The following is a 14219-nucleotide window of genomic DNA, read 5'->3' on the forward strand; positions in this document are numbered from 1 at the left end:
AGCCAGGAGTTTGAGTCGTTATAACGACTCACGTCAAGACGTCACTCCATGATGTCTCGCGCCTTGATATGCTGCGATCCGGTGTTATAACCGAAAGGAGCCCGGGGTGACGAAGGCAGAAGCCGCCTACGACCTCGTCCGGGAGCAGGTGCTCCGGGGCGACCTCGTCCCGGGTGCGGTCATCCCGCAGGCCGCCCTCGCCCGCGAGCTCGGCGTGAGTACGACGCCGTTGCGCGAGGCACTGCGCCGGCTGATGACCGAGGGCCTGGTCGAGCTGGACGCGCACCGCGACGCCCGCGTCACCCGGTTGACGCTCGAGGAGGCTCGCGACCTGATCGAGGTACGCCGCTCGCTCGACCCGCTCGCTGCCGGCCTCGCAGCCGAACGCCGTACCCGCGAGGATCTCGCGCTGATCCGGCAGACGGCTGATGAGCTGCGCCCGCTGCGCACCGACCCCGGATCTGCCGAGCTGCTCACGCACCGGCGCTTCCACGTGGCGATCTACACCGCGTCGCACAACCAACTGCTGGTCCAGCACCTCGACGGGCTGTGGGACAAGGCCGACCGTTATCGCAGGCTGGCGCTCGAGGACGGCCGGACCGAGGAAGACCTGGACCGCACGCACTCCGAGCACCGCGCTCTGGTGGACGCGATCGCGGCCGGCGACTCCGCCACCGCGACGACGGTCATGCTCGCCCACGTCGAGGCGAGCCTCGGTGCCCGCGCGGTCGCTCGCCTGACGTCCGCCGCCGACCAACCCGCCGCCCGGTCGCTGCGGGGCATCCGAGGAGGCCGGTCATGAGCGACTTGTGGACCGGCTACCAGCACCGCGAGGTCGACGCCGACGGCTGGACGACGTTCTGGCGACTCGATCCCCGCGGCCGTGACCTCCAGGTGTCGGACTGGACCGGCTATCCGGACCGTGCCGGCCACCGGTTGTGGGAGCGTGCCGCGACACCGGCGGGCGTGCGCGGAGCCTGGCGTACCTCGGCGACCTCGGTGGAGCTGGAGCTCCGCGCAACGATGGGCATCTACACCAGGATCGCGCCCGTCGACGTGCTGGTCGACGGCGAGCTGCACCAGCGGTGCACGGTGCGGGAGGGCGAGCAACGACTGGTCGTCGACCTGCCGGGAAAGCCGGTCGAGGTCGAGATCTGGCTCCCGCAGGCCGGGCGGATCGCGCTGCGGGAGGTGTCCTTCGACCGCCCTGGCCGGAGCGGTGGGGTGGGAAACGAGTCGGCGACAGCCGAGCCGCTGGCGCCGACCGGGCCGCGGTGGATCAGCTACGGCAGCTCGATCACCCAGGCCGGCGGCGCGTACGGACCGTCGGAGACCTGGCCCGCGCTGGTCGCCCGGAAGAACGGCTGGGACGGCGTCAATCTCGGATTCGCCGGCGAGTGTCACCTCGACCCGATCGCGGCTCGCACGATCCGCCACCTGCCGGCCCGGCTGATCTCGCTGTGTCTCGGCATCAACATCTACGGCGGCGCGACGTACAGCGGCCGGACGCTTCCCGGCCAGGTCGAGTCGTTCATCGCCACCATTCGCGACGGCCATCCGCAGACTCCGCTGGTCGTCATCACCCCGCTGCCCGCCCCGGATCGCGAAGGCAAACCGAACGCGGTCGGCCTCACGCTCGACGACATCCGCGCCTGCGTCGAGTTCGGCGCCCGCACGGACCCCGGCGTACGCGTCATCGACGGCCGGACGATCCTCAGCTCGGACGAAGCCCGGGCCCTGTATGCCGATGAAGTGCATCCAGGGCCCGACGGCTACCGCCTGATCGGCGCCCGCCTCGCCGAACTGCTCACGCTCGACTGATCACTCGGTCGGGCTGAGGCTTGTGCCGAGGGCCTGCCAGTCGAGGACCGGCGCGGCGAGTTGGCTGATGGTGGCGAGGAGGCCCAGGCGGGCGGCCCGGATCTCGGGCTCCTTCGCCATCACGAGGATCTCGTCGAAGAAGGCGTTGACCGGCTCGACCAGGACCGACGCGGCGGCGACGAAGTCGGACAGGCCGGTCGGGGCCTGGCCGATCTTCTGCACTGCCTCGTGCAGCACGACCTCGGCCGGCTCGGTGAGCTTGCTCGAGTCGTACGACGCCTCGGTGCCCTCCGGCACGATCCGGCGTACCCGCTGGAGAACGGCGACCAGGTCGGCGAAGTCGCTGTTGCCGACCAGGCCCTGCAGCGACTTCAGCGTCTCGTCGGCCGCGGCCGGAGCAGTTGCCAACGGCAACACTGCGGCCACCTGGAGGTGGTCGTCGCCCCGGTCGAGCAGCTGCTGCTCGTACCGCCGGACGGTGAACTCGGCCACCTCGTGCAGCGACTCCGCCGGTACGTCGATGCCCTGGGCACCGATCTCCGCGGCCGCTGCCTGCAGCCCCGTCTCGAGCGTGATCGCCCGCAGCTCCGGGTGCTCACGCAGGATCGCGACCACACCGGCCGCCGCACGACGCAACGCGAACGGGTCCGAGCTACCTGTCGGCTTCGCACCGACACCGAACAACCCAGCCAGCAGATCGAACCGATCGGCCAGCGCGAGCAACGCACCCGGCGTCGTCGACGGCACCGGGTCACCAGCGGACCGCGGCAGCTCCATGTCGAACAGCGCCTGCGCGACACCCTCGGTCTCGCCGGCCCGGCGCGCGTACTCGCGGGCCATCGTGCCGGCCAGGCTGGTCAGCTCGACCACCATCTGCGAGCCCAGGTCGAACTTGGCCAGCTCGGCCGCCCGCTTCAGCGTGGTCAGGTCGTCGCCGTCGAGCTCCACCTTCCCGGCCAGGGCCAGCGCAATCCGGCCGATCCGGCCCGCGCGGTCGGCCATCGAGCCGAGCCGCTCCTCGAAGGCCAGCTTCTCCAGCTCGCCCTTCATCGACTCCAGCGGCGTATCCAGGTCGGCTCGCCAGAAGAACGCGGCGTCCTCGTAGCGGGCCCGCAGTACGCCCTCGTTGCCTGCGCGTACGACGTCCTCGTCCACCGAACCGTTGGCCACGGCAACGAAATGCGGGAGCAGCCTGCCGTCCGCGTCGCGCACCGGCAGGTAGCGCTGGTGCTTGCGCATCACCGTCGTCAGGATCTCGCTCGGCAGGTCGAGGTAGTCCGCGGCGAAACCGCCGAGGATCGCCGTCGGCTCCTCGATCAGGTTGACGATCTGGTCGACGAGCGCCGACTCACCCTCGAAGTCGACCGAGCCGTTCACACCCTTCGCCAGCTCGGTCGCCGCGGCGACGATCTGCGAGCGGCGCTTGGCCGGATCGGCCTCGATGCCGTGGATCCGGAGCAGATCGAGATACCCCTCGGCGGAGGCGATCTCGACCTTCGGCGGCGCGGCGGTCCGGTGCACCCGTGTGGTCCGGCCGGCAGCGAGCGTCGACACCGACACCGGTACGACCTGGTCGCCGAGCAGCGCGACGAGCCAGCGGATCGGCCGGGTGAACGACAGGTTGGCGTCGTTCCAGCGCATGTTCTTGTCGGAGCGGAGACCCTTGACGATCTCGCTCAGCACACCACTCAGGACCTCGGCCGCACCACGCCCCGGGTCGGGCTTGGTCACCGCGACGTACTCGACGCCGTCGACGTCCAGGTCGTGCAGCTCGCTCGGGTCGACCTTCTGACCGCGGGCGAACCCGGCGGCGGCCTTGGTGAGGTTGCCGTCGGCGTCGTACGCCGCGGCCTTCTTCGGCCCGCGGACAACTCGCTCGGCGTCCGGCTCACCGGCCTGCACGGAAGCGACGAACGCCACCACCCGGCGCGGCGTCGCGTACGTCGTGATCGCGCCGTGGCCGAGCCGGGTCGCGCCGAGTTTCTCCTCCAGCGCGGAACGCACGGCCTCGGCGGTCTTGGTGACCTCCGACGGCGGCATCTCCTCGGTGCCGATCTCGAACGTCAGCTGCCGCGTCCCGGTGATCGCCGGGAACTCGGTCGGCTCGGCCGCGGCGGGCGGAAGCTCGGCGTGACCCAGCGGGTACTCCAGCTCCTCGCGGCGCTCGGCCCACAGCCGCGAGACTTCGCGGGCCAGCGTGCGCATCCGGCCGAACGCCTTCGCGCGCTCCGTCGTACTCACGGCGCCGCGGGCGTCGAGGACGTTGAAGGTGTGCGAGCAGCGCAGTACCTGGATGTGTGCGGGCACCGGGAGCCGGTCGTCGATCATCCGGCGCGCCTCGTTCGCGTACTCCTCGAACAGCCGCTTCTGCGACTCCACGTCGGCGTCGTCGAGGTAGTACCGGCTCATCTCGTACTCCGCCTGGCCGAACGCCTCGCCGTACGAGATGCCGGGCGCGTAGGCGATGTCCTTGAAGTGCGAGACGCCCTGCAGCGCCATCATGATCCGCTCGATGCCGTAGGTGATCTCCACCGACACCGGGTCGAGCGTCATCCCACCGGCCTGCTGGAAGTACGTGAACTGGGTGATCTCGAGGCCGTCGAGCCAGACCTCCCAGCCCAGGCCCCAGGAGCCGGTCGCGGGGTTGGCCCAGTTGTCCTCGACGAACCGCACGTCGTGGGCGTGGATGTCGATCCCGAGCGCGGTCAGGCTCTCCAGGAACAGCTCCTGCGGGTTGCCCGGGTCCGGCTTCAGCACCACCTGGAACTGGGTGTGGGTCTGCAGGCGGTTCGGGTTCTCGCCGTACCGGCTGTCGTCCGGCCGGACACTCGGCTCGACGTACGCCACCCGCCACGGCTCGGGACCGAGCACGCGCAGGATGGTCGCCGGATTCAGCGTTCCGGCTCCGACCTCGGTGTTGAACGGCTGCACGACCATGCAGCCCCGGTCGGTCCAGTACTTCGTCAGCGCGAGCAGCGCGTCCTGCATGGTGAGCACAGCAAACCTCAAGCCATCTTCGGGGGCGTTTCGGAGCGAAGTCTATTAGCTCTGCGTAGGTGCTATGCCCCGCATTGCCAGGGTGAGCAATCGGTCGGCCTGGGCGGAGTCCTCGCAGCTGGCCAGTGAGATGCCGTTGACGAGCTTCAGCAGGTCCTCGATCCGGACATCCGCGGGTACGGCGCCGGCCCGCTGAGCGCGTTCCAGCAGCCTCCGGCCGGCCGTGATCACCCGGGCGTGCGCGTCCGAACCACAGGCCTCGCCCAGCACCAGCGCAGTCGCCAGACCGCGGCTACTGGTGGCGTGACCAACCATCGCGCGAAGCCAGATCTGCAACGCCTGCAAGGGATCCGGGTGATCGAGGAGCTCGTCGGCCCGCACGCAGACCGCGTCGACGCTGCTCCGGAACACCGCCTCGAGCAGAGTGACCCGGCCGCCGAAGTGCCGGTGCAAGGTCGCGGATCCGACCCCCGCCCGACGGGCGATCTCCTCCAGTGACGCATCCGCCCCCTGCTCGGCGACCACCTCGGCCGCGACCGCGACCATCCGCTCGCGGTTCCGCTGGGCATCGGCACGCATCTGTTCGCAGGTCCCTTGACTTAAGTGGGGTGGTCCCCCATATCGTAGCGGAGATTAACCGGGGGACCACCCCACTTAACCTCTCAGGAGACTCTTGATGCGCATTGGCATGGCGTTCGGCGACGTCCGTGGACCGGCCCCAGTGCCGGAGATCACCCGCCAGATCCAGGAGGCGGCCGCGGGCGGCGTGGGCTCCGCCTGGGTGACGCACGGCGTGGGCTGGGACGCGCTCACCACGCTCGCGGTCGCGGGTCCGGCAGCTCCTGGTGTGGAGCTCGGGACCGCGGTTGTGCCGTTCCCCCAGCGGCACCCGCTCGTGCTCGCGAAGCAGGCGCTGACCGTGCAAGCGGCGGTCGGCAACCGGCTCACGCTCGGCATCGGAGCCGGTATCGCCCGGATGGTCAGCACGATGTACGGACTGCCCACCGACCGGCCGGCCCGGCGGATGCGCGAGTACCTCGAAGTACTGCGGCCGCTGCTCCGCGGCGAGGTGGTCGAACATCACGGCGAGACGTACACCGCGGTCGGCTCGCTCGATCTGCCCGGGACCGAGGCCCCGTCGGTCCTGCTCGCGGCGCTGGGTCCGGCGATGCTCAAGGTCGCGGGCGAGCTGGCCGACGGCACGATCACCTGGATGACCGGACCCCAGACACTCAGTAAGCACGTCGTCCCGTCGATCACCCACGCTGCCGGGGGCCGTAATCCGCGGGTCGTGGCGGGGGTTGGTGTGTGTCTGACGTCCGCCGAGGACGCGGTCCGGGCGCGGTTCGCCGAACAGTTCGCGCTGGCCGGTCAGGTCCCGGAGTACCGCGCGATGCTCGACCGGGAAGGCGCCGCCGGTCCGGCCGACGTGCTGGTCGTGGGCGACGAGACCTCGATCGCAAAGCAGCTCGACCGCTTCCGCGACGCAGGCGCAACCGATCTGATGCTCGCCCCGATCGGCACTCCGGACGAACAGGCCCGCACGGCCGAGTTCCTCCTGGCTGCCGAGCGCCGCAGGTCCGGCACGGCGGTTGCCCCGGGGCGTGGCATGTAGTTCTATCGGCGGGGTGACGGTTACGGATGCGCACGGGGCGGTCGACGCGGTCTGGAGGATCGAGTCGGCGCGGATCATCGCGGGTGTCGCACGGATCGTGCGGGACGTCGGTCTGGCCGAGGAGCTGGCGCAGGATGCGCTGGTCGCGGCGCTGGAGCAGTGGCCGGAGTCCGGCGTACCGAACAATCCGGGCGCCTGGCTGATGGCGATCGCCAAGCGCCGGGCGATCGACCTGATCCGGCGCAAGGACACCTATCAGCGCAAGCTCGCCGAGATGGGTCACGAGCTGGAGATCGACGGCGACAGCGTCGAGGATGACGTGGAGGCGATCCTCGAGGACCACATCGAGGACGACCTGCTCCGGCTCGTCTTCACCGCGTGCCACCCGGTGCTGACGATGGACGCGCGGGTGACGCTGACGCTGAAGCTGCTCGGCGGGCTGAAGACCGACGAGATCGCCCGCGCGTTCCTCGCGCCGGAGACGACGATCGCCCAGCGGGTCGTGCGCGCGAAGAAGAACCTGGCCAAGGCCGGTGTCGAGTTCGAGGTACCGTCCGGGCCCGATCTGCTGGATCGGCTGTCGTCCGTGCTCGAGGTCGTCTACCTCATCTACAACGAGGGGTACTCCGCGACCGCGGGCGACGACTGGATGCGGCCGGCGCTGTGCAACGAGGCGATGCGGCTCGGCCGTCTGATCGCCGAGTTGATGCCGACCGAGCCCGAAGTACTCGGTCTGCTGGCGCTGATGGAGCTGCAGTCGTCCCGGGCGGGCGCCCGTACCGGACCGGACGGCGAGCCGGTGCTCCTGCTCGACCAGGACCGCCGCCGCTGGGACCGGCTGCTGATCCGCCGCGGCCTCGAAGGCATCGACCGCGCCTGGGCCCTGGAGAAACCACCCGGCCCGTACCTCCTCCAGGCCGCCATCGCCGCCTGCCACGCCCGGGCCGCCGACCCGGAAGACACGGACTGGGCGCGGATCGCCGGCCTGTACGCCGTACTCGCGCAGGTCACGCCGTCACCGGTGGTCGAGCTGAACCAGGCGGTCGCGATCTCGATGGCATTCGGGCCCGAACGCGGCCTGGAAGCCGTCGACGCCCTCGCCGACGACCCGTCGCTGAAGGACTACCACCTACTGCCGAGCGTCCGCGGCGACCTGCTGTTCAAACTCGGCCGCCTCCCCGAAGCCCGCGAGGAATTCGAGAAGGCTGCCGCCCTGACCCGCAACGAACGCGAACGAAAGCTTCTCCTCGAACGCGCCGCCGCCTGCTAGCTAGCTGTGCCGGCGGGCCATCCAGGCTGCTCCGACGCCGAGGGCTACCGCGGTGCCTCCGATGGCTGCGGCTGCCTTTGGGTGGCGTTTGGTCATCGCCGGCAGGTCCTTCATCGCGGTGGGGACTTCCTTCATCTTCTGGCCGGCCTGACCGGCGGTCTCCTTGACGCGGTGCGGGACGTTCAGCCGGCGGCTGAGCTCCTGCACCGTGTCCGCGAGGTGCTGGCGGGTCTCCTCCAGGTCGACGCGGAGCGTCTCGGAGTCCGACATCGGCTCTCGGTGCGCTCCGTTCTTGGTGGTGCTCATGACGCGACCTTCCCTTCCGGCTGGTGTCCCTTGAGCGCTTCCAGGTCCTCGTGCACGCCGTCGACGGCACGATGCGGTACGGGCGGGCCACGCGGTGGCCAGGCCGAGGACGGCCGCGGCGATCAGTACGCCGAGTCCGTGTCGCTGGTCACCTCGCTGACGAGGGCACCGACGTTCTCGTTCTGCTTCAGTTCCGGACGCGTAGTCATTGGCCGCCTCCCGTGTTCGGCTTGGCCACCCGGTACCCAGATCGCGTCACGCTACGCAGCCGAAGGCCCGGCGGAGGGGTCCGCCGGGCCTTCGTCGTACTGCGGAGGACTACTTGGAGCAGGTGTAGATGGCGGCGTTGTCGAGCCACCAGTTCGCCGGGAGCAGGTCGGCGAAGTCCTTGCCGTGCTCGGTCCAGCGGAACTTCAGCTGCTTGCCCTGGAAGTCCGTCAGGTCGAGCCGGCTGGTCTCCCAGCCGCCGGAGTTGCCGTGCCAGGCGGCCGGCTCGTCGGTGAAGTTCGGGTCCACGGTCGGGCCGTTGACCCACTTCAGGTCGGCGCTGTCCTTCCAGGTCGCGCCGCCGTTGTCGGAGTACTCCAGCGTCGACGTACCGGTGCGGACGCCGAAGATGAAGAACACATTGTAGAAGTTGTACGCGTGCGTGAAGCGAAGGTACGTCTTCGGGTTCTTGATCTTCGTACCGTTCGCCGTCTGCAGGCTGATCGACTGATCCGGCGCGGTCACCACGCCGAGCATCGAGTCGTCACCGTCCAGCGAGTACGACGTGTCGACCAGCGAGCCGTCCAGACCCTCAGCCTTGCCAAGCACCCAGCCCGCGTCCCGGACGACCTTGCCGTCCGGGTACTCGACGAAGCTGTCCTTGAACAGGTTCTTGACCTTCGCGCCCGCCGTGTCGCAGACCGGCGCCTGGGCCGGCTTGCCGATGGCCGGCTCGAAGTCCATCTCGGTCGCCTTGATCGCCAGCTCGACCTGCGCGCAGTCGGCCTTGGTCATGCCCGACTTCTTCTTCTTGGCCAGCTTGGCGCAGGTCGCGCGCAGCCCCTCGGCGAGGTCGCCGTAGTCGGCGCCCGTGGTCAGCACCTTCTGGGTCTCGTGCCACAGCACCTCGGAGCGGGCCAGCCCGATGCCGAGCATCTTCTGGCCGTTGAACGCGCCACCGTCCGCGATCAGGTACGCCGCCTTGTTGCCGACGCCGGAGTTGAAGTGCACGCCGCCGTTGTCCTGGAAGAACTCGTCGTCGAACCAGTTCGCGCTGCGCATCCGGTCCGGGTCGCCGAACTTGGTCGGGTCGGACATGCTCCGGATCACGCCCAGGCTCGAACCCTCGCCGATCTGCCAGCGGTTCGCCGCGGTGTCGTCCGCGGAACCGTTGGTCAGGTCAACGAACTCGCCCATGATGTCCGACAGCGACTCGTTGATCGCGCCGGCCTCCCACAGGTACGCCAGGCCGGAGGTGTGCTGGGTGACGCCGTGGGTCAGCTCGTGGCCGGTCACGTCGTCGGTGCTGACGCCCTCGCCGAAGGCCATCTGCTCGCCGTTCCAGAACGCGTTCGCGTACGGGCAGCCGCCGTCGACGCAGATCCGGACGGTACCGCGCAGCGCCTTGCCCTTGCCGTCGCCGTAGTCCGCGCCGATCAGCTCGGTCAGGTCGGTGCCCAGCGACGCGTAGGTGTCGGACGTGTCACCGAAGTACTCGTAGACCTGGTTGACGTCCTGGACCGACGACGGGGCCTCGCCCTCGGCGCGGGCCGACGGGAAGACGGTGCCGCAGCGGACGTCCTCGGCGCCGGTCTGGATGATCGCGTGGTTCGCGTCGCAGACCACGCGGTTCAGGTTCTCGTTCAGGCTCCAGGCGAGCAGCGCCTGCCCGGCCGAGGCATGCACCATCGCCTGCCAGCGGACGTCGCCCGGGCCGGTGACCTCGAACAGGTAGACCGGGATCGCGGCCGAGCCCGGCGTACGGGTCATCAGGCCGAGGTCGAACCAGCGCGGCCCGTCCAGCTTCGCGGTCAGCTTGCCGGCGTCGAGCTTGGCCCGATCCGCGACCGCCTTGACCGCGGCCTCGCTCGCCTTGGTCTTGGCCGCGTCGGCCCGGTCGGCGGCCGGGAACGCGCCGTACGTCGCCAGCGTGACCTCGCCGTTGGCGGACTCCAGCGCGCCGGTCTTGTCCAGGTTGGTGACGATCTGGCCGCCGTACACCGGGACGCCGTCGATGGTCTGCTGGAAGCGGGTCTGCGAACCGTACTCCGACAGCGCGCTGCTGCTCGCGACCAGGTCAGCCGGCCGGGCACCGAAGTACGGCGCGACCGCGTCGACCTGGGCCTTCGCGACCGCGAGGGCGTCGGGCTTGCTGGTTGCGGCCTTGGCGGCCTTCGCACCGACCGCGGCCGGCGCCTTGAGCGGCGTCGTGGGCCGGATCGAGTGCGCGCGACCGAGCTCGTCGCGCTTGGCGACGACGCCGGCGCCGCCACCCTTCGGGGTGTCGAGCTGCCGAATCTCGGGGCCACTGGCAACCGAGGTGGCCGTTGCGCTGTTGGCCAGGCTCGGCGATGCAAGAGTGAGTGCGACTGCGCCGGCCGCGAGACCGGCCAGCCAGGAACGAACTTTCACGGGCTTCCTCCCAGTTCCGTTGGACACCGGGAACGTTGTCTTGCCCCCAAGCTCGTTCCCGGACGGAACGCCCGAACCCCACACGCGTAAGCGGGGGCGGACGCTTGCGTTGGCTGCACCCTGTCATCCGGCGACTGCGTAGTGCGAGCATCAGTGATCTACGTCACAGGTAGTCGAGGGAGAACCTTCACGCTCGACGCAGGGGTGAGATCGTCACCCACCAGGAGGAACCACTATGAACACCGTCGTTTCCAAGGACGGCACCACCATCGCCTACGACCGGCGCGGGAACGGGCCGGCGCTCGTCCTCGTCGACGGCGCGCTCTGCTCCCGCACACAGGGCCCGATGCCCGCGGTCGCCGAGGCGCTCGCCGACCGGTTCACCGTCTACAACTACGACCGGCGCGGCCGCGGCGACTCCGGCGACACCGGTCCGTACGACGTCGACCGGGAGATCGAGGACCTCGCGGCCGTGATCGAGGCGGCCGGCGGATCGGCGTACGTCTACGGCTCGTCGTCCGGCGCCGCACTCGCGCTCCGGGCCGCGGCGGCCGGGCTCCCGATCGAGAAGCTGGTCGCGTTCGAGCCGCCGTACGTCGTCGACGACAGCCGCACCCAGATCCCGCGCACCTGGGTCGCCGATCTGGAGGCGCTCGGGCCGTCGGACGCGATCAACTACTTCTTCACCAAGGGGATCGGGCTGCCCGGGATCTTCGTCACGATGATGAAGCTGATGCCGGCCTGGAAGCCGATGAAGGCGATCGCCCACACGCTGCCGTACGACGCGCGGGTCGTCGGCGGCAACTGCTTCGGCGAGCCGATGGACGCGGCCCAGTGGGCGTCGATCCAGCAGCCGGTGCAGGTGGTGAACGGCGGCAAGAGCCCGGCGTGGATGAAGGCGTCGACCCGCGCGCTCGCCGAGGCGGTCCCGGGCGCGGGGCACACCGAAGTACCGGGTCAGAACCACGTGATCAAGGCCGCCGCGATCGCCCCGGTGATCGCCGGCTTCTGTGCCTGAACAGCACGAAGGGCGTCCGGGAGCCGGACGCCCTTCGTCGTACTGCGGGGTTTGTCAGGCGCCGGTGATCAGGGCGCCGGCGCCGGCGCGGGCCGCGTCGAAGCGCGCCTGGGCGTCGGCCCAGTTGACGACGTTCCACCAGGCCTTGACGTAGTCCGGCTTCACGTTCTTGTACTGCAGGTAGAACGCGTGCTCCCACATGTCCAGCATCGCGATCGGGGTCTGGCCGGCCGGCAGGTTGCCCTGCTGGTCGTACAGCTGGTGGATCAGCAGCTGGCTGCCGAGCGCGTCCCAGCCGAGGATGGCCCAGCCGGAGCCCTGGATCGTGGTCGCGCTGGCGGTGAAGTTCGCCTGGAAGCCGTCGAACGAGCCGAAGAACTCGTCGATCGCGGCGCCGAGCTCGCCGTCCGGCTTGTCGCCGCCGTCCGGGGACAGGTTCTTCCAGAAGATCGAGTGGTTGACGTGCCCGCCGAGGTTGAAGGCGAGCGTCTTCTCGAGTCCGACGATCGATCCGAAGTCACCCTTGTCGCGGGCCTCGGCCAGCTTGTCGAGGGTGTCGTTCAGACCCTTCACGTAGGTCGCGTGGTGCTTGTCGTGGTGCAGCTCCATGATCTCGCCGGCGATACTCGGCGCGAGCGCGCTGTAGTCGTAGGGAAGATCGGGAAGCGTGTACGTGGTCAACTCTGCTCCTTCGTCGGGGCCCGTCTGGGGCCGATATCTCCGATGTCCTGTTCTCAGCGGCACCAGCTTGAAACTTGAACCACGGTTGAGGTCAAGGAACCACGCTGACGAACGCGGCACCCCGCTTCGACCCCGGTGCCCGATGCAGGCGTCACTCACACCGAACACCCCCAGCTTCACATACTCCGCCCAACGACCGGCGAGCGAGTCTCACCGAGGCTGATGAAGGACCTTCAGCTCCGCGCGGAGGGCCTCGGCGAACACGTCCGGCTGATCGGCGAAGCCGGTGTGGCCGCCGGGGAAACGGGTGGGTTCGATGCCGAGCCGGTCGGCCAGCGCCGACGACGTCCGGTCGCAGAGCTGCCCGGTCGAGTCCTCGCCGATCCCTACGATCACTCTGGCCGCTTGCAGCTTGTCCAGGTCCGGCATCCAGGTGATGGTCTCGCGCATCTCGTGGGAGAACCAGAACTGCTCGGCCGCGACCTGCTGCGGGTCGCGGTCGCCGCTGAACATCATCTCGACGACCTCATCGGGCACGCCAAGGTTGGCCAGCCGGAAGAACTGCTGCCAGGCGCCGACCACATCACCGGCCAGGTAGTCGGCCATCAGCTTCTCGGACTTCGCGAGCAGCTCGTCGCCGTCCTCGACCAGCCGGTCGAGCGGCGGCTCGTGGGCGATCACCGCGCGTACGACGTCCAGCTGCTCCTGGGCGAGCGCCAGCACGCTGACCGCTCCCCCGCTCGAGCCGAGTACGACGGCAGGCCCGGCGTCGACGTGCCGGATCAGCCGGGCCAGGTCGTCGGCCCGCTGCTCGGGTCGCGACGTACCGCCGGGGTTGAGGGTGCTCCGCTTGATCCCTCGCGGATCGGTCGTCAGCACCGTGTAGTCACCGGCCAGCAGCTCGGCCAGGGGCGCGAACGAGTCCGCGTCCATCGGCGCGCCGACCAGGACCACCAACGGCCCTGATCCGCGCACCTCGTAGTACAACTCCGCCTCGGGAACCTTCAGTGTGTTGTTCATGCCACCTCCACGAACGACGGTGGCACGAATGGACATCAGTTCTGGAAGACGTCCGAGTCCGGGCCGAAATCGGCCTCGTCGACGACCCGGCGTACCTCGACCTCAGAGCCGAGGGCCTCGGCGAGCCGGGCGGCCCACTCGATCGCCTCGTCGCGGTTGCGGACCTCCACGACGATCACGCCGCCGACCAGCTCCTTGGTCTCCGCGAACGGACCGTCGGTGACCGTACGCCGACCGTCCTCGACCTTCACCCGGGCGCCGAGCGAGCTGCGGTGCACACCCTCCGCGAACAGCAGCACTCCGGCCTTCGACAGATCCTCGACCACGTTCCCGACCCCCTCCGCAACCTCCGGCGGCGGAAACTTCCCGGCCTCACTGTCCGCGTCCGCCTTGTTAATGATCATGTAGCGCATCGCCGCTGCTCCTCGTCGTCTCGATCGATCACTTACTCTCACGTCGATCGACCTACGGCCAGATCGACACGCGACGGCCTGCGATCAGTCGGCAGTTACTTCTGCGATCGAGCGGGGCGCCCGGACCTGGGAGAACTGCAGGTTGCCGGCCGGCATCATCCAGGTCATGACGTCGACGGCCAGGCGGCCGGCGCGGACGGCTGGGTCGGCCTCGGCGTGTTGGCGGGCGGTTTCGGGATCCACCGACCAGACGGAGAAGCCGCGGTAGCGCTCGTCGTCCTGATCGACCAGGGGTCCACGAGCGAGCACTAGGCCGCGATCCTGCAGGTCGGCGCCGTGGGCGAGATGGCGGTCCTGCAGCTCAGCGGCCTCGTCGTCGGTCATGGCCGGCGCATCCGCCCGCAGCGTCAGCAAGATCACCGTGTAACGGTCGAAACGCATGCCGTCAAGCTACTCGCT

At 69.6% G+C, this 14219-nt stretch carries 13 protein-coding genes; 5 read left to right on the plus strand and 8 right to left on the minus strand.

Features of this window, described 5'->3' with window-relative positions; all coding sequences use genetic code 11:
* The first annotated feature begins 106 nt into the window (after nucleotides 1-106).
* Together ABT313_RS25395 and ABT313_RS25400 are read left to right on the plus strand one after the other, a co-directional pair.
* Entirely contained in the window at nucleotides 107-802 is a 696-nt protein-coding gene (locus ABT313_RS25395; RefSeq protein ID WP_350858653.1) for a GntR family transcriptional regulator, read from the plus strand.
* Nucleotides 799-1821: a GDSL-type esterase/lipase family protein gene (locus ABT313_RS25400; RefSeq protein WP_350858656.1), complete on the plus strand. Its 1023-nt coding sequence runs from the start codon at nucleotides 799-801 to the stop codon at nucleotides 1819-1821. Before ABT313_RS25395 ends, ABT313_RS25400 begins: the two co-directional genes overlap by 4 nt.
* Here ABT313_RS25400 and ABT313_RS25405 read toward each other — a convergent pair whose 3' ends face one another.
* On the minus strand, nucleotides 1822-4809 hold the full coding sequence (locus tag ABT313_RS25405; RefSeq protein ID WP_350860201.1) for a glycine--tRNA ligase: 2988 nt from the start codon (nucleotides 4807-4809) through the stop codon (nucleotides 1822-1824). It abuts the gene before it with no gap.
* A 54-nt stretch (nucleotides 4810-4863) separates the two neighbouring features.
* The gene (locus ABT313_RS25410; RefSeq protein ID WP_350858659.1) at nucleotides 4864-5397 is read right to left on the minus strand and encodes a TetR/AcrR family transcriptional regulator; all 534 of its coding nucleotides are present in this window, start codon (nucleotides 5395-5397) and stop codon (nucleotides 4864-4866) included.
* Nucleotides 5398-5494: 97 nt separating this feature from the next.
* On the opposite strand from ABT313_RS25410, the gene ABT313_RS25415 reads away from it, so the two are divergent.
* Complete coding sequence (locus ABT313_RS25415) at nucleotides 5495-6433, plus strand: TIGR03564 family F420-dependent LLM class oxidoreductase (RefSeq protein WP_350858662.1); 939 nt, start codon at nucleotides 5495-5497, stop codon at nucleotides 6431-6433.
* Nucleotides 6434-6446: 13 nt separating this feature from the next.
* Nucleotides 6447-7703 carry an RNA polymerase sigma factor gene (locus ABT313_RS25420; protein ID WP_350858665.1) on the plus strand — a complete coding sequence of 419 codons (1257 nt, stop codon included), beginning with the start codon at nucleotides 6447-6449 and terminating at the stop codon, nucleotides 7701-7703.
* Here the strand turns inward: ABT313_RS25420 and ABT313_RS25425 are convergent, their stop codons facing one another.
* Both ABT313_RS25425 and ABT313_RS25430 read right to left on the minus strand, forming a co-directional pair.
* Nucleotides 7704-8009 (minus strand): DUF3618 domain-containing protein, encoded by a 306-nt coding sequence (locus ABT313_RS25425; protein ID WP_350858668.1) that lies wholly within the window; start codon nucleotides 8007-8009, stop codon nucleotides 7704-7706.
* 318 nt (nucleotides 8010-8327) lie between these two features.
* Complete coding sequence (locus ABT313_RS25430; RefSeq protein ID WP_350858671.1) at nucleotides 8328-10628, minus strand: M4 family metallopeptidase; 2301 nt, start codon at nucleotides 10626-10628, stop codon at nucleotides 8328-8330.
* Between the two features lie 235 nt (nucleotides 10629-10863).
* On the opposite strand from ABT313_RS25430, the gene ABT313_RS25435 reads away from it, so the two are divergent.
* Nucleotides 10864-11646 carry an alpha/beta fold hydrolase gene (locus tag ABT313_RS25435; RefSeq protein WP_350858674.1) on the plus strand — a complete coding sequence of 261 codons (783 nt, stop codon included), beginning with the start codon at nucleotides 10864-10866 and terminating at the stop codon, nucleotides 11644-11646.
* Nucleotides 11647-11700: 54 nt separating this feature from the next.
* On the opposite strand, the gene ABT313_RS25440 is transcribed toward ABT313_RS25435, so the two are convergent.
* The 4 genes from ABT313_RS25440 to ABT313_RS25455 form a co-directional block, all read right to left on the minus strand.
* Nucleotides 11701-12327, minus strand: a complete 627-nt coding sequence (locus ABT313_RS25440; protein ID WP_350858677.1) for a superoxide dismutase — start codon at nucleotides 12325-12327, stop codon at nucleotides 11701-11703.
* 210 nt (nucleotides 12328-12537) lie between these two features.
* A complete protein-coding gene (locus ABT313_RS25445) occupies nucleotides 12538-13347 on the minus strand; it encodes an alpha/beta fold hydrolase (RefSeq protein ID WP_350858680.1) in 810 nt (269 codons plus the stop codon).
* A gap of 35 nt (nucleotides 13348-13382) precedes the next feature.
* On the minus strand, nucleotides 13383-13751 hold the full coding sequence (locus tag ABT313_RS25450; protein WP_350858683.1) for a YciI family protein: 369 nt from the start codon (nucleotides 13749-13751) through the stop codon (nucleotides 13383-13385).
* A 93-nt stretch (nucleotides 13752-13844) separates the two neighbouring features.
* Complete coding sequence (locus ABT313_RS25455) at nucleotides 13845-14201, minus strand: YciI family protein (RefSeq protein ID WP_350858686.1); 357 nt, start codon at nucleotides 14199-14201, stop codon at nucleotides 13845-13847.
* Nucleotides 14202-14219 lie beyond the last annotated feature (18 nt).

Origin of the sequence: Kribbella sp. NPDC000426, assembly GCF_040300265.1 — a bacterium.
Taxonomy (GTDB): domain Bacteria; phylum Actinomycetota; class Actinomycetes; order Propionibacteriales; family Kribbellaceae; genus Kribbella.

What these genes read in the sequence shown, in the direction of transcription:
- ABT313_RS25400 (WP_350858656.1), top strand. Translation starts at nt 799, where the DNA reads ATGAGCGACTTGTGGACCGGCTACCAGCACCGCGAGGTCGACGCCGAC.
- ABT313_RS25405 (WP_350860201.1), bottom strand. Translation starts at nt 4,809, where the DNA reads ATGCAGGACGCGCTGCTCGCGCTGACGAAGTACTGGACCGACCGGGGC.
- ABT313_RS25410 (WP_350858659.1), bottom strand. Translation starts at nt 5,397, where the DNA reads ATGCGTGCCGATGCCCAGCGGAACCGCGAGCGGATGGTCGCGGTCGCG.
- ABT313_RS25415 (WP_350858662.1), top strand. Translation starts at nt 5,495, where the DNA reads ATGCGCATTGGCATGGCGTTCGGCGACGTCCGTGGACCGGCCCCAGTG.
- ABT313_RS25425 (WP_350858668.1), bottom strand. Translation starts at nt 8,009, where the DNA reads ATGAGCACCACCAAGAACGGAGCGCACCGAGAGCCGATGTCGGACTCC.
- ABT313_RS25435 (WP_350858674.1), top strand. Translation starts at nt 10,864, where the DNA reads ATGAACACCGTCGTTTCCAAGGACGGCACCACCATCGCCTACGACCGG.
- ABT313_RS25445 (WP_350858680.1), bottom strand. Translation starts at nt 13,347, where the DNA reads ATGAACAACACACTGAAGGTTCCCGAGGCGGAGTTGTACTACGAGGTG.
- ABT313_RS25450 (WP_350858683.1), bottom strand. Translation starts at nt 13,751, where the DNA reads ATGATCATTAACAAGGCGGACGCGGACAGTGAGGCCGGGAAGTTTCCG.
- ABT313_RS25455 (WP_350858686.1), bottom strand. Translation starts at nt 14,201, where the DNA reads ATGCGTTTCGACCGTTACACGGTGATCTTGCTGACGCTGCGGGCGGAT.